This window comes from Psychrobacter sp. ANT_H56B (genome assembly GCF_008369245.1).
Classification (GTDB): Bacteria; Pseudomonadota; Gammaproteobacteria; order Pseudomonadales; family Moraxellaceae; genus Psychrobacter; species Psychrobacter cryohalolentis.
In genome coordinates this window covers 62,077-81,638 of the sequence record NZ_VOBF01000011.1, presented here as the reverse complement: position 1 = coordinate 81,638, position 19,562 = coordinate 62,077, and the positions used below count along the sequence as shown (strand labels likewise).

The 19,562-nt window shown below is 43.6% G+C and carries 17 protein-coding genes; 7 read left to right on the top strand and 10 right to left on the bottom strand.

The window, feature by feature from the left end; genetic code table 11:
• The first annotated feature begins 1 nt into the window (after position 1).
• Positions 2-1,690 carry an anthranilate synthase component I family protein gene (locus FQ082_RS11910; RefSeq protein WP_149493242.1) on the top strand — a complete coding sequence of 563 codons (1,689 nt, stop codon included), beginning with the start codon at positions 2-4 and terminating at the stop codon, positions 1,688-1,690.
• Positions 1,691-1,804: 114 nt separating this feature from the next.
• Here the strand turns inward: FQ082_RS11910 and hisC are convergent, their stop codons facing one another.
• The 8 genes from hisC to FQ082_RS11870 form a co-directional block, all read right to left on the bottom strand.
• Positions 1,805-2,938: a histidinol-phosphate transaminase gene (gene hisC / locus FQ082_RS11905; protein ID WP_149493241.1), complete on the bottom strand. Its 1,134-nt coding sequence runs from the start codon at positions 2,936-2,938 to the stop codon at positions 1,805-1,807.
• Between the two features lie 102 nt (positions 2,939-3,040).
• Positions 3,041-4,339 carry a histidinol dehydrogenase gene (gene hisD / locus FQ082_RS11900; RefSeq protein ID WP_149493240.1) on the bottom strand — a complete coding sequence of 433 codons (1,299 nt, stop codon included), beginning with the start codon at positions 4,337-4,339 and terminating at the stop codon, positions 3,041-3,043.
• Positions 4,340-4,578: 239 nt separating this feature from the next.
• Positions 4,579-5,274 (bottom strand): ATP phosphoribosyltransferase, encoded by a 696-nt coding sequence (hisG, locus tag FQ082_RS11895; protein ID WP_149493239.1) that lies wholly within the window; start codon positions 5,272-5,274, stop codon positions 4,579-4,581.
• 141 nt (positions 5,275-5,415) lie between these two features.
• Complete coding sequence (gene murA / locus FQ082_RS11890) at positions 5,416-6,684, bottom strand: UDP-N-acetylglucosamine 1-carboxyvinyltransferase (RefSeq protein WP_020444326.1); 1,269 nt, start codon at positions 6,682-6,684, stop codon at positions 5,416-5,418.
• A 117-nt stretch (positions 6,685-6,801) separates the two neighbouring features.
• On the bottom strand, positions 6,802-7,053 hold the full coding sequence (locus FQ082_RS11885; protein WP_011514505.1) for a BolA family protein: 252 nt from the start codon (positions 7,051-7,053) through the stop codon (positions 6,802-6,804).
• 161 nt (positions 7,054-7,214) lie between these two features.
• Entirely contained in the window at positions 7,215-8,165 is a 951-nt protein-coding gene (locus FQ082_RS11880) for an alpha/beta hydrolase (protein ID WP_149493238.1), read from the bottom strand.
• A gap of 245 nt (positions 8,166-8,410) precedes the next feature.
• Positions 8,411-9,256 carry a BON domain-containing protein gene (locus FQ082_RS11875; protein ID WP_149493237.1) on the bottom strand — a complete coding sequence of 282 codons (846 nt, stop codon included), beginning with the start codon at positions 9,254-9,256 and terminating at the stop codon, positions 8,411-8,413.
• A gap of 226 nt (positions 9,257-9,482) precedes the next feature.
• Positions 9,483-10,001 carry a YraN family protein gene (locus FQ082_RS11870; RefSeq protein ID WP_149493236.1) on the bottom strand — a complete coding sequence of 173 codons (519 nt, stop codon included), beginning with the start codon at positions 9,999-10,001 and terminating at the stop codon, positions 9,483-9,485.
• Between the two features lie 166 nt (positions 10,002-10,167).
• Between FQ082_RS11870 and rsmI the strand changes: the two genes are divergently transcribed.
• On the top strand, positions 10,168-11,124 hold the full coding sequence (gene rsmI, locus FQ082_RS11865) for a 16S rRNA (cytidine(1402)-2'-O)-methyltransferase (RefSeq protein ID WP_149493235.1): 957 nt from the start codon (positions 10,168-10,170) through the stop codon (positions 11,122-11,124).
• Between the two features lie 61 nt (positions 11,125-11,185).
• On the top strand, positions 11,186-12,205 hold the full coding sequence (locus tag FQ082_RS11860) for an adenosine kinase (RefSeq protein ID WP_149493234.1): 1,020 nt from the start codon (positions 11,186-11,188) through the stop codon (positions 12,203-12,205).
• Positions 12,206-12,319: 114 nt separating this feature from the next.
• On the opposite strand, the gene FQ082_RS11855 is transcribed toward FQ082_RS11860, so the two are convergent.
• Both FQ082_RS11855 and nfuA read right to left on the bottom strand, forming a co-directional pair.
• Entirely contained in the window at positions 12,320-13,624 is a 1,305-nt protein-coding gene (locus tag FQ082_RS11855; protein WP_149493233.1) for an O-acetylhomoserine aminocarboxypropyltransferase/cysteine synthase family protein, read from the bottom strand.
• Between the two features lie 224 nt (positions 13,625-13,848).
• Complete coding sequence (gene nfuA, locus FQ082_RS11850) at positions 13,849-14,532, bottom strand: Fe-S biogenesis protein NfuA (RefSeq protein ID WP_041753256.1); 684 nt, start codon at positions 14,530-14,532, stop codon at positions 13,849-13,851.
• 366 nt (positions 14,533-14,898) lie between these two features.
• Between nfuA and FQ082_RS11845 the strand changes: the two genes are divergently transcribed.
• The 4 genes from FQ082_RS11845 to FQ082_RS11830 all read left to right on the top strand — a co-directional run bounded on the left by FQ082_RS11845 (position 14,899) and on the right by FQ082_RS11830 (position 19,480).
• Complete coding sequence (locus tag FQ082_RS11845) at positions 14,899-15,858, top strand: alpha/beta fold hydrolase (protein WP_149493232.1); 960 nt, start codon at positions 14,899-14,901, stop codon at positions 15,856-15,858.
• A 206-nt stretch (positions 15,859-16,064) separates the two neighbouring features.
• The gene (locus FQ082_RS11840) at positions 16,065-17,114 is read left to right on the top strand and encodes a bifunctional nicotinamide-nucleotide adenylyltransferase/Nudix hydroxylase (protein ID WP_149493231.1); all 1,050 of its coding nucleotides are present in this window, start codon (positions 16,065-16,067) and stop codon (positions 17,112-17,114) included.
• Between the two features lie 133 nt (positions 17,115-17,247).
• The gene (locus FQ082_RS11835) at positions 17,248-18,645 is read left to right on the top strand and encodes a nicotinate phosphoribosyltransferase (protein WP_149493230.1); all 1,398 of its coding nucleotides are present in this window, start codon (positions 17,248-17,250) and stop codon (positions 18,643-18,645) included.
• 4 nt (positions 18,646-18,649) lie between these two features.
• Positions 18,650-19,480, top strand: a complete 831-nt coding sequence (locus tag FQ082_RS11830) for an SGNH/GDSL hydrolase family protein (RefSeq protein ID WP_149493229.1) — start codon at positions 18,650-18,652, stop codon at positions 19,478-19,480.
• Positions 19,481-19,562 lie beyond the last annotated feature (82 nt).

Here is a 19,562-nt window from a genome sequence, read left to right as displayed (position 1 = left end):
TATGGTTGTAATAGATACTCATACCACTGTGCAGACAGATTCTGCCCTACCGCCAGCTAGCAAAACTAGCTGGCGTTTTGGTGACTTATCTGCTGCCGAATTAATGCCGCACCTGCAACGACATTTGTTAGAACAAAATAGCAAAGCAAACTGGCAATTGGTTTGGCTCAATAATGATGGGCGACCTGTGATTGGCTTATTACCAAAGACGAGCTGGTGCGTTTATCCTGTGACTAATGACACGCTGCATGCTACTAAACAGGCAAGCCTTTATAAAGTCGAGAAAACACGGCGTGGGCATGTTCACCTTTATAGTAATTCCAGTGATAGTGCTATTACAAGCTATATGAGTTATAGCGACTGGCAAGAGGAATTAATTGCTTATAGTCAGGCTCATGAAAATAACAGTGCTAGCTCACTCTTAATAAGTCAGGATAATCAGTCGCCGAATTATCAGCATGGCTTGATAGGTTTTATCAGTTATGACATTGGCGCTCATGAATTAAGTCCAACTGCCAATATTGAGATGGCAGCACAGCCGTGCGCGTTATTGGGGCATTATGATATTTACCTAACCGCTGATTCAGACAGTCAAAGCAGTTGGCAGCTAAAGGTAAAAAATGATAACAATAATAACTCTGACAGCAGCTCAGTCCAGCAGGATACAAATGCACTAATCAGAGTGCTGACATCTTATTTAGATAGTTTGGATAATCAACTATCGAATGAGAATGTCACTGAAAAATACTCCTGTAAAACGCCGCCTTTATTACTAGAAGCTCAATGGAGCAAACGACACTATCAGCAGGCGTTCCATCAAACGCAAAATTATTTGCAACAAGGCGATTGTTATCAGATTAATTTAACCCAAGCATGGAGTGGCTATTTAAGCACTTATGAAGATAATTCAGTCACAAGCCTCATTGACTATTTACCTGCTTTGCACGCTAATACCCAAGCGCCTTTTGCAGGATATATAGCCATTGATAGCTATAATCATGAAGGTAAAGTAAATACCTCAAACCATCAGTTTGAATTATTAAGCTGTTCGCCGGAATTGTTTTTTACCTTTAGCAAAGATATTGAGACTGGCAAGCATCATATACGTACCAAGCCAATCAAAGGAACGATGCCGCGCGGCTTAACAATCGAACAAGATAATGACTACAAGCAGCAGTTAATCAACAGCGAAAAAGACCGTGCAGAAAACGTTATGATTGTGGATTTGTTACGTAATGACTTGGGTAAATACGCCAAAATCGGTAGCGTAAAAGTGCCTCAGCTATTTGCGATTGAGAGCTTTAGTAATGTACATCATATGGTCAGCACCATTACCGCCGAGCTCAAGACAGATACTCATCCGTTAAGCGTCTTATTTGGCAGTTTGCCTGCAGGATCAATTACTGGCACGCCAAAGAAACGGGCGGTGGAGATTATTGCAGAATTGGAAGCGGCACCACGTAGTGCTTATTGTGGCACTATGGGCTATATGAACTTTGATGGTAGCGGTCAGTGGAATGTACTGATTCGCACACTACAGACAACCAGCACAACAGACAACACTAAACAAGTCAGTTTATGGGCGGGCGGAGGTATTACCGTTGCCTCCGACTGCGATGCTGAATATCAGGAGTGCCTAGATAAAGTCGGTAACCTATTATCTGTCCTTGCTAATACAGCCAACCACTGAGCTTTATATTGAAAAACAGCTTAAAGCGGCGCAAAAGAGCCTGCTAACATCATGTGAGCAGGCTCTTTTTATTACTTATGAAACATTCTTTTAGTACTATAGTTGAGCTAGGTATTAATTTGCCTCGACATCCGCTACAGCCTGTAGCGCTTTTAACGCATCAATTAAACGCTCGTTCTGGGCAGCGGTGCCAATCGTAATGCGCAGATACTCATTAATACGCGGCTTATCAAAATGACGAATAATGATACCTTGCTCACGTAATACTTCTGCTACTTGACTGGCAGCACCATCATGAGGGCGCGCAAAGACAAAGTTGGCATGTGATGGCAGTACGTCATAACCTAAGGCCGTCAACTCAACCGTCAACGATGTACGCAAATCAATGACCTGCTGGCGAATTTTCTCAAAATATTCAACATCTAAGACGCTAGCTGTTGCACCAGCTTGTGCCAACTTATCAAGTGGATAGCTATTAAAGCTGTTTTTCATACGCGTTAATGCTTCAATCAAAGAGGCATTACCAAATGCCATACCGACACGCAGTCCGGCAAGCGAACGCGATTTTGAAAAGGTCTGGGTAACTAGCAAGTTATCAAATTCATTAATAAGGCTAACCGCTGATACTTCTACGTCTGGACTACTCTCTTCTAGCTGAGCAAAATCAATATACGCCTCATCAATCACAATCACTGAGTTTGAGTGCTCGCCTGCAAGCTTACGGATATCAGCAAGCGACAATAATAAACCGGTTGGCGCATTTGGATTGGCAATAATGATACCACTGCAAGGTCGACGATAGGCATCAGGACTGATACTAAAATCTGCTTCTAATGGGATTTGCACAAGCTCTATACCAAAGGTATTGGCATAAACGGGATAAAAGCTGTAGCTAATATCAGGCGCTAAAATTGGACGTTCTTTTAAGAAGAAGCTGGCAAATACCAATGCCAATACTTCATCTGAGCCATTACCAACGAACACTTGATTGATATCAAGATCATAAAGCGTGGCCAATGCGCCGCGCAATTCTTCAGACTCAGGTGCAGGATACAAACGCAAATCATCCGCTTGCTGCGCTAAGACTTTAATAATCGCCTCAGCCACTTTTGGTGAAGGTGGAAATGGATTTTCATTGGTGTTCAACTTGCACAAGTCGTCATGCTGGGGCTGCTCGCCAGGAACATACGGCGATAAATTACGCGCTTTAGATGACCAAAGTCTGTTATCTATCTTTGATTCACTCATAAGTTATCCTACTATTAATCACAGAAATGGTTATTTCCAAAACTATTATTCCAATCATTGTTATCCAAAGACCTGTTATTCCAATCATTGTTTTTGAGAAAATTAGGACTGGTAACGATAACGGGCTGAACGCGCATGGGCTTCTAAGTCCTCATGCTGCGCTAAAATATCTGCCGTCTCAGCCAAAGGCTTACTGCCCGCTTCACTACAATAAATAATGGATGACTTCTTTTGAAAATCATAGACGCCAAGCGGTGACGAAAAGCGTGCTGTACCCGATGTCGGTAGCACATGGTTCGGTCCTGCACAGTAGTCACCGATTGCCTCTGGCGTATGACGTCCCATAAAGATAGCACCTGCATGACGAATACTACCAAGCAACGCGTCTGGATTATCAACAGACAGCTCCAAATGCTCAGGCGCAACGCGATTGATCACCGCTATGCCTTCTGCACGGTCTTTAACCAAGATAAGCGCGCCACGATTTTTTAGCGAATCACGAGCGATATCTGCCTTGGGTAATTCAGCCAAGGCTTTTTCAATTTCAATGGCGACTTCTTTAAGCTGTTTTTCACTTGTGGTCACAAAAATCGCTTGGGCAATACGGTCATGCTCTGCCTGTGATAATAAATCCATCGCTAACCAATCAGCACGGTCTGCTGCTTCGCCTTCTGCATAAACCAGAACCTCAGAAGGTCCGGCAATCATATCGATACCGACTTGACCGAATACCGCGCGTTTGGCGGCTGCAACATATTTATTGCCCGGTCCAGTGATTTTATCTACTGCCGGAATCGTTTCAGTACCATAAGCCAATGCCGCTACTGCTTGTGCACCGCCAATAGTAAAAACGCGATCAACTTGTGCCAAATGCGCCGCCGCTAATACCAAGGGATTGAGCACACCTTTTGGCGCTGGCACAACCATAATGACTTCTTTGACGCCAGCAACTTTGGCAGGGATAGCATTCATTAATACTGAAGAAGGATAAGATGCCAGACCGCCCGGCACATAAATACCGACACGGTCAAGCGGCGTGACCTTTTGACCTAAACGATTGCCGAATTCATCTTCATACTGCCATGACTCTTGTACTTGGCGCTCATGAAAGCTCTGCACACGCGTCGCTGCTGTGGTCAGAGCTCTTTTCACGGTATCATCAAGATTGGCAAATGCTTCAGCGAGTGCCTCTTTGGATAATTCTAAAGCCTGCATCGTCGTTGCTGGATGTTGATCAAACTGCTGCGTCAATTCTAGCACCACACTATCCCCGCCATGACGCACTTTACTAATAATGTCATCTACCGTTTTGAGTAAATCGGCATCATTAACGGTTTCAAAAGCAAGCAGTTCTGTCAACTGACTGTCAAAATCGGCGTCTTGCGTACTTAATTGGCGCATGGCTTTGTCCTATATTTGAGCATGAATACGGCGGTAAAAAGGATGATATGAGGGCTTAAATGCCAGCTTATTTATAACAATCACATTCAGACTATACGGTGCTTCTATTAGCTGAGATGCAAATACAATAAAACCAGTTTAGCACGCTATGTTCTCCTTAGAGCGCTAAACTGGTTTGGAATTTTGTATAACCATGCTTGATATTATCAATCTACGATACGCTTTTATCATGTACTGATTTATGAAGTACTGCTGATACTGTTTTTAAAACTATCCAATATCGGCTCAAGCAATGAAAACTTGCGCTTATAACTGACTTGGTTGACGATAAGACGGGAAGAGACATCACAGATATGATCGCGCGCTTCGAGTCCATTGGCACGTAAGGTATTGCCCGTATCAACGACGTCGACTATCAAATCACCTAAACCAACCAAGGGCGCAAGTTCCATCGAGCCGTACAGCTTGATCACATCAACTTGCTGTCCTTGACTTGCAAAATAAGCACGGGCAACATTCACGTATTTGGTGGCAATACGTAGGCGACGGTTTGGCAAAGGTGTATCTTTTACGCCAGCGGTCATGAGCTTACACTGAGCAATCTTCAGATCTAATAATTCATAAACATGATTGGCGCCATGCTCAAGCAAAACATCTTTACCTGCCACACCAAAGTCCGCTGCACCGTGTTCAACATACGTTGGCACATCGCTTGCGCGTAAAATTAATACTCGGACATTGGGATTTGAGGTTGGAAAAATAAGCTTGCGTGAGGCTTCAGGATCTTCCAATAATTCAACGCCAGCGGCACGCAAAAGTGGCATCGTCTCTTCTAAGATACGACCCTTGGATAACGCCAGTGTTAAGCCTGAAAACTCATCATTTACTTCGTTTAATAAACCACTGGTTGGTAAGCTGTTGGTTACTTCAGTCATAGTGACGCTGGTCCGTGTGCTGATGGTGCTGAAAGTTGTCGCCGTCAAAGGGCATTTTTAATAAAATTACACTAGGCTTAAAATTTATTTTGATTATAACGCCAGTGTTAATACTAGCGTTGTAACTTTTAGCAAGCTCTATTAATCGTTGCTATTAATACGCTCGATATTGACACCAAGCGCACGCAATTTGTCTTCAACGTGCTCATAGCCACGGTCGATATGGTAAATGCGGTCAATTAAACTCTCACCTTCTGCTGTTGCGGCAGCCATTACCAATGACATCGAAGCACGCAAATCAGTCGCCATCACAGGCGCGGCTGTAAAACATTCAACCCCTTTTACCACAGCCGTATGACCGTCTACTTGGATAGAGGCACCCAAACGATTAAGCTCAGGGACATGCATATAACGGTTCTCAAAAATATTTTCGATAAAGGTACTGGTGCCATCAGCCAAACAAGCAATCGCCATCACCTGTGCCTGCATATCCGTTGGAAAACCTGGATGCGGCTGGGTACGAATATCGACCGCTTTTGGTCGACCTTTCATTTGTGCGCGAATCCAATCATCACCCGTAGTGATAATTGCACCCATGTCTTCAAACTTTTCTAGCACAGGTGTTAATAGTAGCGCAGAAGTATTCTTAGTCAATACATCACCGCGTGTCATCAAAGCACCTGCAAGGTAAGAGCCTGTTTCGATACGATCTGGCACGACCGAGTACTCACAACCATGCAAGCGCTCAACGCCTTCAATCGTCATGGTTGCTGTACCAATACCACTGATTTTAGCACCCATTGCGACCAGCATATTAGCCAAATCAACCACTTCTGGCTCAAGCGCACAGTTGCCCAAAACAGTCGTGCCTTTAGCAAGTGCTGCTGCCATGATGACGTTTTCAGTACCGCCTACCGTCACCATGTCAAAGGAGAACTTACAACCTAACAGCTTACCGCCTTTTGGTGCTTGCGCAATTACATAGCCGTTTTCCACTGTAATACTAGCACCCATTGCTTCAAAGGCTTTAAGATGCTGATCAACGGGGCGCGAACCAATCGCACAACCACCCGGCAAGGATACTTCTGCCTCACCGAAACGTGCCAACAATGGACCCAGTACTAAGATTGAGGCGCGCATGGTTTTAACCAAATCATAAGGCGCATAAAAATTATCGATACTCTTGGTATCGCAAGTGACGGTATCACCCTGCTTTTGTATTTTGATACCCATGCCACCGATCAATTCAATCAAAGTGCGCACATCTTGTAGCGATGGCACATTGTGCAATGTCGTCGGCGTCTCAGCCAATATCATAGCCGCAAGCAACGGCAACGCGGCATTTTTAGCGCCTGAAATGGTGACTTCCCCTGCGATACGACTACTACCAGTGATTAAAAATTGATCCATAAAGGTGACAACCTAACGATAAGTATAAAAACAATGAAAAACCGAATCAATTATCAATGGCAAAAATACTTGCTCGTAATAAACAATCCAGTCGTAAATAAAAAGCTTTAACCTAATCTAGCCTTGCGATTGAACATCCCATTCAGCAGGCGTTAACGCTTGAATATTGAGCGCATGAATATCACCACTGGCGATTTTATCATTGACCAAAGCATAAACAGCTTGCTGACGTTGAACGGCGCGTTTGCCCTCAAAACTGGCATCAACCACACGCACATCAAATTTAGTTCCTTGATTGGCAGCTTGAATAAAGGCATCTGGAAAATGCGTTTGTAAAAATGCAATCAAATCATCAGCGTTCATGCTCATAGAATATTCTGCCTTAAGGTTTTAGATAGGGTATAGAGGTAAAGTGACGACATTATAACAAGAGTTTGACCATCTTACAGCACTGTCTTACACAACGATGCTTAACCATTATTAGCCTAAAATAGAATCAATACCCATGTCGGACTTATTAATTGCAACCCTTATTTAAGGGTTTTATCCAAATAACTTAATACTTGTGCGCGTACATCATTGACCCAGCGTAGAGGTGGTGCCATCGCGCCAATACTGGTGGCATGACTGGCACCCGCAATTTCACTTGTCTGCACGGTAACACCTGCCGCTTTTAAAGCCTGTGTCATTTTGATGGTATTGGTCGCATAAACAACTTTGTCTTTTTCAGCTGTCAATAATAAATACGGCGGCTGCTGCCCTTTGATCTGACGATCTGGCATTACCTCATCAGGTGTCGCGTCGGTAGCAAAAGCGGTGACGCTACTAAATTTACGAAAGTCATAACTATAAGGACCTGCAATACCAATCACTGCAGTGATATCTTTTGGCTTAATACCATAAGGCTTTAAAAAATCCTCATTGGCGACCGCAGCAACAGCGTTAAACGCTCCGGCAGAATGACCAACGACTGCAAAACGCTCTGGATTGGCATGGAAACGCTTGGCATTTTTATAGCTCCACGCAATCGCTTGCGCCGTATCTTCGACATAATCAGGATAGACATGCTCAGGGGCTTTACGATAATTAATCACTGCGGTCACATAACCTGCTTGCGCCAAACTCTGCCCGACAAAAGCATATTCTTCCTTACTTCCACTCTCCCAAGAGCCACCATGGACGAATACCACCATCGGATAATCTTGTTTGATGGTGGTATTCGTTTTCATAGCCTGCGCTAAAGGTTTTGGATAGTAAATATCCAAATCTTGTAATGGCTCGTCACCATACAGGATGTCTTTACTAACCCCAATGCCGCCATTTGAAGTAATACCATTAACGATAGCCAGCGCTGATAACGCTTGTGCTTGCTGCGTCGCTAGCGCAATACTGCCCACTGCTAACGCAGTAGTAACCCCTACACGTACGAGTTTGGACATTCCTACCTTAGGTCGCTGTACATCATTATTTAAAGCCTTCATAGCAGTATTCCTGTTATATGTCAGTCAGTTGTAGATTTATAATCTTACCTACACTGCATTAACTATATTTGCGATTAATATTTTTTGACTGTACATATTTTACGGAATAACAGGGAATTTATCGTGCTTCTACTGTTATGGGTATTTAGTGTTCTTGTGAGTGATATTTGGGCTACTTTAAGATAAAACTAGCATTAGATAACAATATCTTATCAAGATTAATCACTCATCTAATTCACTACAATCTATGGGTTTCGATACAGGTCAATGTAAGGGCTGGATGAAGGCTCGGTAACTGGCGAGCCATCTTCGGTCACTATAATAGGTGTGGCACTGATAGTCGCATCCGCTGCGACAGAACCACTGGTATTAGGTATTGCTCTGTTATTCACGACTGCAACTCTAGTTGGATGGGCTAAATTTGCAGCATTAGCCTCATACATGATGTCATCGTTACCCAGCTTTACGCCTCGATCATCGACGACAGTAGTCAGTAGTACCAATTCTGTAACACCAACTGTGCTATTGGCAATATCAATCAGGTGGCTTTGCTGCGTCGGTGTCATACGACCCATGATATAAACCACGCCATTATTGGTCACTGCTCTAATTTGTGATGCTTTCACCCCATCAGCAGCGGCTGTTTTTGCCATCAGCTTTGAGGTGATATAACCGTCATGGACAGTTTGGCTATAGCCTTTTGAAGCACCAACTGTCAACTCATTATAGACTTGACGAACATCTGGCATAGAGCCTACGACTTTACTGACTTCTGCCTTAATTGTTTCAGTCGGCACTTCACCGGTCAGTAATACAATACTATTAAAGCTATCAATACTCATGCGACTGGTTTGCTGCAAATTTTCCTGCAAACCATAAACGTTAATCTTGACGGTATGCTCAATACTACGATCAAGCAGACGCTGCGGAATAGTACGCTCAGTCATGGGCACGCCATAAGTACCTTCCGTACTATTGGTCAAATAATTGGTGGTACAGCCAGTCGTGACAATGCTCGACATTAATATAATGCCTATCGCGTTACGACGGGGTGAGCCAAAAATAGCAGTGCGCAGATTCATCTGTGTCATGATTTACCTCTTTAGTACATGAGTATTCATAATAAATAATAGCAACAGTCAATGGTTGTAATTTTAACAAATATGACAAAAACCTGATTTAATAAAATTATTTTAGTGCCGCTACTCTACTGAATTTTTACTGCTTACAGTTAGGCTTTTGGTAACGACAACTTCATTTAATTTGCTTTGACATTATAAAATTAGCCACGCTTAAATAAATCATAAACAAGTTTTATTACCAAGCTGACGCGATAAATGCGCCTTGTAGCCATTCAGGCTGATTAATTTCTAACCGTTGATTTGGTTGATTGTCCAACATGATATTGGCTTCATTTTTATTTTTTTTATTCATTGTATTATAAGCAATCACATCAAACCGGCATTCATATTTATGATATTGAGGGTTTTGCTGTAAAAAATGACGCGCTGCTTTGATAATTTTACGTTGCTTGGCTGCTGTGACGCTGAATACCGCATCACCAAAATGTGATTGCTGTCTTTGCCGCACTTCCACAAATACCAGTGTCGACCACGCTTGTCCTTTTTCTAACATCACCAAATCAAGCTCACCAACTTTGGGCTGCTGCCAGTTTTGCGCAATCAATATCAGCCCTTGTCCTTGCAAAAATTCACACGCCTGCTGCTCAAAATAACTACCTTGGCGCTGCTTTGGGGAGGTTAACATTAAAGGTTTATCATTTGCCATGACGTCTATAAGTCTGCTCAACATTTCAGAATTATCATAGCACATCATGCTAAACTAACCACTTTCGCGTGCAGATACTGATGTGGTTTTTTAGGCTGTGCTTAAACTTTATTTGATAAGGCAGTTTTGCCTTTAATGTTGAATATTGTTAGCCAGTTTTATCAGTCAGTGCGCCATATCCCTTTACTTATTATCTTAATGACCCGAGGTTTTCATGTCTAGCCCTACCGCGATGCCAGCTTGTCTATATATCGTTGCCACGCCGATTGGCAATCTGAGCGACATGACACCGCATGCCATTGACGTCTTAAAGCAAGTCGCTATCATTGCCTGTGAAGATACGCGCACCTCAGGTAAGCTGTTGTCACACTTTGGCATTAACACCAAAGGTAATAAGGATGATGATACTGAAGAGGTAACCGTACACAATAATAAGAATGATGGCGAAAAAGACTCTGATAGCACGGCTAAACAAAAAGGTCATAATAAGCTTTGGGCTTATCATGAACACAACAGCGCCATTCAAACACCCAAAATTATTGAGATGATTGAACAAGGTCATTCTGTTGCGTTGATTAGTGATGCTGGCACGCCACTTATTAGTGACCCAGGTTATCAATTGGTACAAGCAGCACATGCTGCTGGCGTTCGCGTATCCCCTATTATTGGCGCCTCTGCTGCTATTGCCGCACTGTCTGTTGCAGGATTGCCCTCAGACCGCTTTAGCTTTATTGGTTTTCTACCAGCAAAAACCCATGGTCGTCAAAAGCAGCTGGCAGCATTGCACTCTCGCACTGAAACCTTAATATTTTACGAAGCGCCGCACCGTATTATTGCCAGTTTAGAAGATATGGCGACTGTATTTGGTGCTGAGCGCGAAGTCACGTTTTGCCGTGAATTGACCAAAACCTTTGAGACCGTAAATAAAAGTACGCTTGGCGCTTTGGTTGAATTTGTTAAAGCGGATGACAGTCAGCAGCGCGGCGAAATAGTGGTGGTGGTCGCAGGAGCCAATGTTGCGCAAGACGATGATGACATCAGTATTCATGATAAATTGCTGCAACGGCTACTAGAGGATTTGTCAGTTAAAAAAGCTGCCGCTTTAGGTGCTGACATCACCGGTGTCAAAAAGAATGCGCTCTATCAGCGCTTACTTGAGCTACAAGCATAATAATTTTTGGATATTATAACCAAACAGACGCAGTTATAAATTCTTTGAGGAGAGATAAGCAATGTACGATGTGATGGCGATAGGTAATGCTTTGGTTGACCACGAATATCTGTTATCAGATGCTGCACTAGAAGAAACTGACCTGACTAAAGGTAATATGACGCTGGCAGGTATTGAAGAACAACAGCAATTATTGGCATATTTTAAGCTGGCAGAAATAGAACCATCAAAACAAGCGGGTGGCGGTTCAGCTGCCAATGCCATGTACACGTTTTCAAGTTTGGGCGGTAAACCTTTTTATGCCTGCCGCGTCGGCAACGATAAGCAAGGTGAATTTTATTTAAAAGACTTACATGAAGCAGGTGTTGCCACCTCACCTCAGTCCATTCATGTAGGCGGTGTAACTGGCTCATGTGTGGTTGCAGTAACTGAAGATGGCGAGCGTACTATGCAGACGTTCCTAGGTACTTCAAGCGATATAACCGCTGATAACGTTGACTTTGACGCGTTAACTCAAGCTGAGTGGTTGTATTTGGAAGGCTACCTTGCAATGTCTGCAGGTATTCAGCCAGCGATGGATCAATTGCGTCAGCAAGCGACTGTAAACGGTGCCAAGATTGCCGTTAGTTTTGCTGATCCAGCCGTTGTGAAATTCGCTAAAGAGGGTTTGCTAAATATGCTCGGCAATAAAGTTGCGGTGATATTCTGCAATAGTGAAGAGGCACGTTTATTTACAGATGAAAATGAATACAATTCAGCGGCGCGTGCGCTACTTGAATACTGCCAAATTGCAGTAGTCACTGATGGTGCTAATGGTGCGGTGATTGCACATCAGCCAAATGATGAGTCCGACATTGAGATTTATGATATCCCTACGCCAGCAGTCGATAGTGTCATCGATACCAATGGTGCCGGTGATAACTATGCAGGCGCATTTCTATATGCTTTGTCGCAGCAATATAGTTTGCCAGAATGTGGTCGTCTTGCCAGCGCAGTTGCCGCGCAAGTGATTCAACAGCTCGGTCCACGTTTAGCGTCAGAAGATTATCAGAGTATTGCCAAACGTGTACTGACTGCTTAAAAAATTAAGCCTAATACTTAGCAGTGTTTAGATAGCTTAGAAAATATAGTTTAGAAAATAAAAAAGCCCATATCGATTTGATATGGGCTTTCTGATTTATAAACTATTATTTGATTAAGCCGCTGCCAATGCTTGCTCTAAATCGGCTTTGATATCTTCGATATGCTCAATACCAATTGATAAACGAACCATATCAATGCTGACGCCTGCCTTTTCGAGCTCTTGCTCATTGAGCTGGCGATGGGTGGTCGTTGCTGGATGACAAGCTAGTGATTTGGCATCACCGATATTCACCAAGCGTGTAATCAGCTGCAAAGCATCAATAAAGCGCGAGCCTGCTTCAAGCCCACCTTTTACCCCAAAAGTCAAAATAGCAGATGGCGTCCCTTTCATGTATTTTTTGGCAAGTTCATGCTCAGGATGGTCAGGCAGACCAGCATATTTTACCCAAGCAACTTTATCATGATCACGTAGATACTCTGCAACCGCTTGTGCGTTTTGAACATGACGATCCATACGTAAACCTAGCGTCTGTAAACCTTGCAAAATACTAAAGGCATTGAGCGGGCTTAACGCTGCGCCAGTATTTCGCAGCGGTGCCACACGAGCACGGGCGATAAATGCCGCAGCGCCAACGTCTTTGACGAAGTTTACGCCATGATAGCTGGCATCTGGGGTATTTAATAATGGAAAACGTTCAGGATAATCGCCCCAAGGGAAAGTACCACTATCGACAATAGCGCCACCAATCGAGGTGCCGGTACCGCTCATATATTTGGTCAATGAATGAATGACAATATCAGCACCAAACTCAAATGGACGACATAATGCAGGTGTCGCAACGGTGCTATCAATCACGACTGGCACGCCATATTCATGCGCGATATCACTGAGTGCTTGGATATCAATAATATTGCCGAGTGGATTACCAATACTTTCCGCAAAGACCATCTTGGTCTTATCATCGATTAAATCACGAATCGCTTCAGGATTTTTGTGGTCAAAAAAGCGCACCTCGATACCTTGGCGCGGCAGCGCATGAGCGAATAAATTATAAGTACCACCATATAGCGTCGATACCGCAACGATATTGTCGCCTGCTTCACAAATGGTTTGAATCGCATAAGTGATGGCAGCCATACCAGAAGCCACAGCAAGCGCGCCGATACCGCCCTCAAGCGCAGCAACGCGCTCTTCTAGTACCGCATTGGTCGGGTTCATGATACGAGTATAAATGTTGCCAGCGACTTTTAAATCAAACAAGTCTGCACCATGCTGAGTATTATCAAAGGCATATGAGCTGGTATGATAAATGGGTACGGCGACTGCTTTGGTAGTCGGTTCTACAGTATATCCGGCATGAATCGCCAAGGTTTCAAGGCGTTGATTATTTTGCTTAGCTGGTTGTCCGTCACTCATGTTGTGCTCCTATATATTTATTCGCTATCAAAAAATACTTGTTGATTAAAATAGCTATCGCTAAACGATAGGCATAAAAAAGCTGAGTTAATCATAACTCAACTTCTTTATGAAAAGAATAGCAAATTATCCATCGCTTAATGACAAAAATTCATAAGCAATAAAAAACAAGCATCCTATTCGTACTTATAATCACCGATTAGGTTTTATTAATCAAAGCATTCTTATTTATAATACGCGTTTTCAGTACGAGTATGATCGGTCTCATCAATCACTTGAGTAAGCTCTGGTATTTGCTGTTTTAGTTGCACTTCAACACCTTGACGCAAAGTCATATCAACTGCTGAACAGCCTTGGCAACCACCACCAAATTTTAATACAGCAGTCAAGCCAACGCCTTCTTCATCAATCAATTCAAGCAATTGCACATCACCACCATGCGCCGCCAGACTTGGATTAATCTCAGACTGCAACACATAGTTGATACGCTCTTCCACACTGGCATCAGCGCCCACTTTTGGCACTTTGGAGTTTGGTGCACGGAAGGTCAACTGACCACCAAAACGGTCTTTATTATAGTCAATCACCGCATCTTCTAAATAAGGTACTGATGCCGCTTCAATAAAAGCAGAGAAATTATCGTAGCTGAATTTCAGGTCAGCACTATCCTCTTCGCCTGGCTGGTTATAAGCCATACAGCACTCAGCACGTGGTGTACCCGGATGTTCAACAAAAATACGTACGCCAATACCGTCGGTGTCTTGCTTCGATAACAAATCCGCTAAGTAACCTTGCGCCGCTTCCGTGATGGTAATATTGCTTTTAGCTTCGGTTTGCTCAGTATCAAGCGCTGACTCGTAATCGGCAGCAGGTTCTACTTGAGTATCCGTTGGGTTATGTTCACTCATAATGCGTCCTATCTGTGTTATGACACCAGCGTGCTGTGTACCCGCTTCTTGTGTCGTCAATGCAAGGGAATATGTGTCAGTGACTATCATGCTTATCGTTTGTTGCTTTGACCATGACAGCTATCTATTTATACGGCTCATTATAGCGCACTTAGTCGACTATTCCGACTGCAGCGGTGTGAATTAGCAGTGGCTATCTGTAATGATACTCACTTATAGTGAGCTGACCGTATCTTCATTGTATATAAAGACAGTAAGCTGACTTATCAAGTCTATGATACATTCAGTGTAGTTAAAAGCTGTTACAAGCAATGAGAGCAGCTAAAGAAATTTGCTCAGAAAACCTAAGTCTTAAGAGAGCCCTGTATGTTGACTGAAAATCTAAAATTTGTGAGCACAAGAGATAATGTACAAATCGCTATTTGGCATATTTTTGATAGTAAAAAACAGCATCATTTATCTGATAGCTCTACTCATAAAGCCCAAAATATCTTTTTAACTCATGGTACATTTTCAGACAAAAAAACCTGCTTGAGAATCGCTGAATACTTAGCAATACTCGGACATCACTGTTATATCATGGAATGGCGCGGTCATGGTGCAAGCTCAGCATCAAAAGATAAATTTAATTTTGAAACCATTGCCACTTATGATTTTTCTGCGACGTTTGACTATTTATATCATCAATTAGACCTCGATAATCTGCACTGCGTCACTCATAGCGGCGGCGGTATCGGCTTAACCATGTTTCTCATTCAAAACCCAGACTATATCGACAAAATAAACAGTATCAGCCTATTTGCCTGCCAAGCCTATGGCGCCGCCTTGCACCTTATTAACCGTGTCAAAATATTTATCGCCAAATATCTCAATCGCTTATCGGGCTATATTCCTGCGCAAAAACTCAAACTGGGTCCTGTCAATGAAAGCTACCATACAATGAAGCAGTGGTACGACTGGAACTTACAGCAAAACTTTCACAGCAGCTCTATCAAACAAAGTGATATGACTAAAAGCGATATGAATAATAATGGGGTGCCATATATACTTGCTGATCCTGAGCCTTTTGATTACCGACAGCATATGCCAAAGATTACCATACCCATATATGCTATTAGCGCCAAAGGTGACCAGTTTATCTCCCCCACTTTGGGTTGTCGCGCACTGTTTAATGATTTTAACAATCATGCGAATACCTTTCGTGAGTACTCGCTTAGCAATGGCAATTTAGACGACTATACGCATAGTCGCATTTTAAATAGCCGCTATGCTGCCAAAGAGGTTTGGCCAACAGTTGCGGCGTGGATTGATAAGCATAGCGACTAACTTTATATATTTACCTCTAGCTTGATTGCTCAATAATATAGATACAGCCTTAAACATCTTTACACTTGCCAGCCAGTTGCAGCCTGTGTCAGTATTGATGTCTTTAAATTATTTTGAATTGATAATATTTTGAATCCTAGTTAACAACCAATAATTAAAAAATCCCCATTAATAATTGATAGCAGTACGGCAGGAGCTGGGCGTTTATGAGTGAAGCATCAGAGCAAACTTCAAATAAAAACAATACACACTATCGCTATTTGGTGTTTATCGGGCGTTTTCAGCCCTTTCATTGTGGTCATAAAGCAGTTATTGATGAGGCACTCAAGCGGGCTGACAATGTGATTATGCTCATCGGTTCTGCTAATCTGCCACGTAGTTTGCGAAATCCTTTTAGTGTTGCTGAGCGCGCGGCTATGATTAAGGGTGCCTATTCAGCAGAGGAAGCTGCGCGTATCCACTGCGTTGGACTCGATGATGCACTCTACAATGACACGCGTTGGCTACAATATGTACAAGCTGGCGTCAAATCCGTCACTGGCGACTTACAGACTGATATCGGTCTGATTGGTCACTCAAAAGACAGCTCATCGTATTATTTATCTTTGTTCCCCAACTGGGCATCTGTCTCCGTACCGAGCTATCACAACCTATCCGCTACCCCGATTCGCGATAGCTATCTAATGGGTGCGACCCCGACTCCTGAACGCACGCCTGAGTCGACGCGCAAGGTTCTAAATGATTTCAAAAAGACAGACGAATATCAAAATCTGCACGAAGAAGCGGACTTTATTGATAAATATAAAAGACAGTGGGAATCAGCGCCTTATCCACCAACCTTTATGACAGCAGATGCTCTGATTGTCCAGTCAGGACATATTCTATTGGTTGAGCGCCGCAGCATGCCAGGGCGCGGACTGTGGGCATTACCAGGCGGATTTTTGAATCCAAAAGAGACCTTATTCGATGCCTGTATCCGTGAGCTACGTGAGGAGACTCGCCTAAAAGTCCCTGAGCCAGTATTGCGCGGCTCTTGTCATAGTCAGCATACCTTTGATGACCCATATCGCTCAGCACGTGGTCGTACAATTACTCAAGCCTTTTATTTTCAACTTAAAAATGACCCAAAAGGCTTGCCAAAAGTAAAAGGCGGCGACGATGCAGCCACAGCTTTTTGGCTACCACTCGCTGAGCTTGACGCCACCATGATGTTTGAAGACCATTATGCAATTATCACTAAAATGGTTGGTTTATAGAATTTTATCAGACGATTATCCGATTTTTCATTAACAATTTTCCACGCCCAAGCTGATAGACAGCAAGGGCTAGCCGCCGTAACTGTTCTTTCATTAACGCAGCTACGGCATCTCAAAGCAGAGGAGTTCTGTGATGTATACCAGCAATTTAAACAATTTAATTCTAAATAGCGACAGCTACAAAACCTCACATTGGGTGCAATACCCAAAAGGTAGTGAGTATCTGTCCAGCTACATTGAGGCGCGTAAAGGTGACTACGATGTGGTGTTCTTTGGCTTGCAAGCCTTTATTAAAGAATACCTGAGCACGCCAATCACTCATCAAGACATTGATGAAGCCGAAATGGTCATTCAAGCACATGGTTTGACCTTTAACCGTGCTGGCTGGGAGCGTTTGGTTGATAAACATGGTGGTTATTTACCACTACGTATCGAAGCCATCCCTGAAGGCAGCATCGTGCCAGTATCCAATGTCGTTTGCCAAATTATCAACACTGATCCTGAGTTTTATTGGCTACCAAGCTATATCGAGACTGCCTTGCTTCGTGCCATCTGGTATCCATCAACCGTCGCTAGTGTCTCGCATTATTGCAAAGGCATCATTCGCCAAGCGTTAGAAAAATCAGCAGACAATACCGAATCGCTCACTTTTCGTTTGCACGATTTCGGCTCGCGCGGGGCATCTAGTCAAGAGTCTGTCGCGCTCGGCAGCTTAGCGCATTTAGTGAACTTTGCTGGAACCGATTCGATGACAGCGTTGGTGGCTGCCAGCCGCTGGTACCACATGGATAAAGACATGCCCGCGTTTTCTATTCCTGCCGCTGAGCATAGCACCATGACCGCGTGGGGTCGTGATGGCGAAACCGCTGCTTTTGCCAATATGATTGAGCAGTTTGGCGGCGCTGGTAAGAGTTTTTCAGTGGTCTCTGACAGCTATGACTTATGGAACGCCATTGATAATATTTGGGGCGGCAGCTTAAAAGATGATGTGAAAAATATGGGCGGGACTTTGGTTATCCGACCCGATAGTGGTGAGCCTGCCAAAGTGGTTCGCGAAGCCTTAGAGCGCTTGGCAGTAAAATTTGGAACAACGATTAATAGTAAAGGCTATAAAGTGCTGCCTGATTATGTACGTGTCATCCAAGGGGATGGCATCAGCCCACAAAGCTTAACTAAGATCATTGAGGTGATCATGAAAGCGGGCTTTAGCGCAGATAACGTGACCTTTGGTATGGGCGGTGGTCTATTACAACAAGTCAACCGCGACACCATGAGCTGGGCGATGAAAGCCAGCGCTATCTCTATCGATGGCACATGGACAGACATCTATAAAGACCCGATTACCAGCCGCTCTAAACGCTCAAAGAAGGGACGTTTGGCGCTGGTCAAAAACAGCAATGGACAGCTAAAAACCATCAAGGCTGAAGACCTATCTGCAGACGCAGATAACCTACTGCGTGATATTTATGTCGATGGTAAATTATTAATTGAAGACAATCTCACCACTATTCGGGAGCGTGCAGGATGGTAGCAATATGATAAATAGCAATAAAATCGCCTCGGTGGCAAGAGATGTACTGCTTGCTCCTATTTATCTTTATCAAGGGCGCAAAATTAAGCGTGATACGGTACGTCTACCTGAGCCAAATGGTGAAAGGCACGGGCAAGTTCAATTAAATGACGCGATTGAGTCGCTAAAGGAAGCGCACAAGCGGACATTAAATCTAATGGTCGTTGGCGATTCGGCGGCGGCTGGCGTCGGTAGTGAGACGCAGCAAGAGGCGCTTGTCGGTAACTTAATTCCTGTTTTGACGCAGCAGTCTGCTATCCAAAACCAGTTTGATATACTGAACTGGTCATTGCAAGCAACGACGGGGCATACTAGCTTTGATATCTTGCGTAGGCTTTATGTTCTACCCGCACCTAGCCAGCCTGTTGATGTGATGGTGCTGAGTGTCGGCGTTAACGACACCACATCCAAAGTCTCGGTGGATAAATGGCACCAGCAAATTGAAAGTATCATCGCTATCGCTCAGCGTAAATTTGGCGTGCGAGAGTTGATTTTTTTAAGCCTGCCGCCGATGGCACAAATGCCAGCAATACCTGCTCCGCTAAATAATTTTGTTGGCGCAAAAGCGTCTATTCTTGACGGAATATTGCAGCAAATCTGCATGGCTCATGATAACGTCACCTATATGGCAACGGATTTCCCACGCATGATCGCTGAGCACTCTAACGGTACGCCGATCGATATCAAGGTAATGTTTGCGAGCGATGGCTTTCATCCAAGTAGCCTGATGTATGGCTATTGGGCACAGCAATTGTCAGAGCTGATTGTAGATTTACTTGATTCATCAACCCATTAGCCAAAAGCTAGCACAAAAAAACCGCTGAATAGTCAGCGGTTTTTTATATTCTTAATACCATCACTGTGCATGCTTGAGAGAA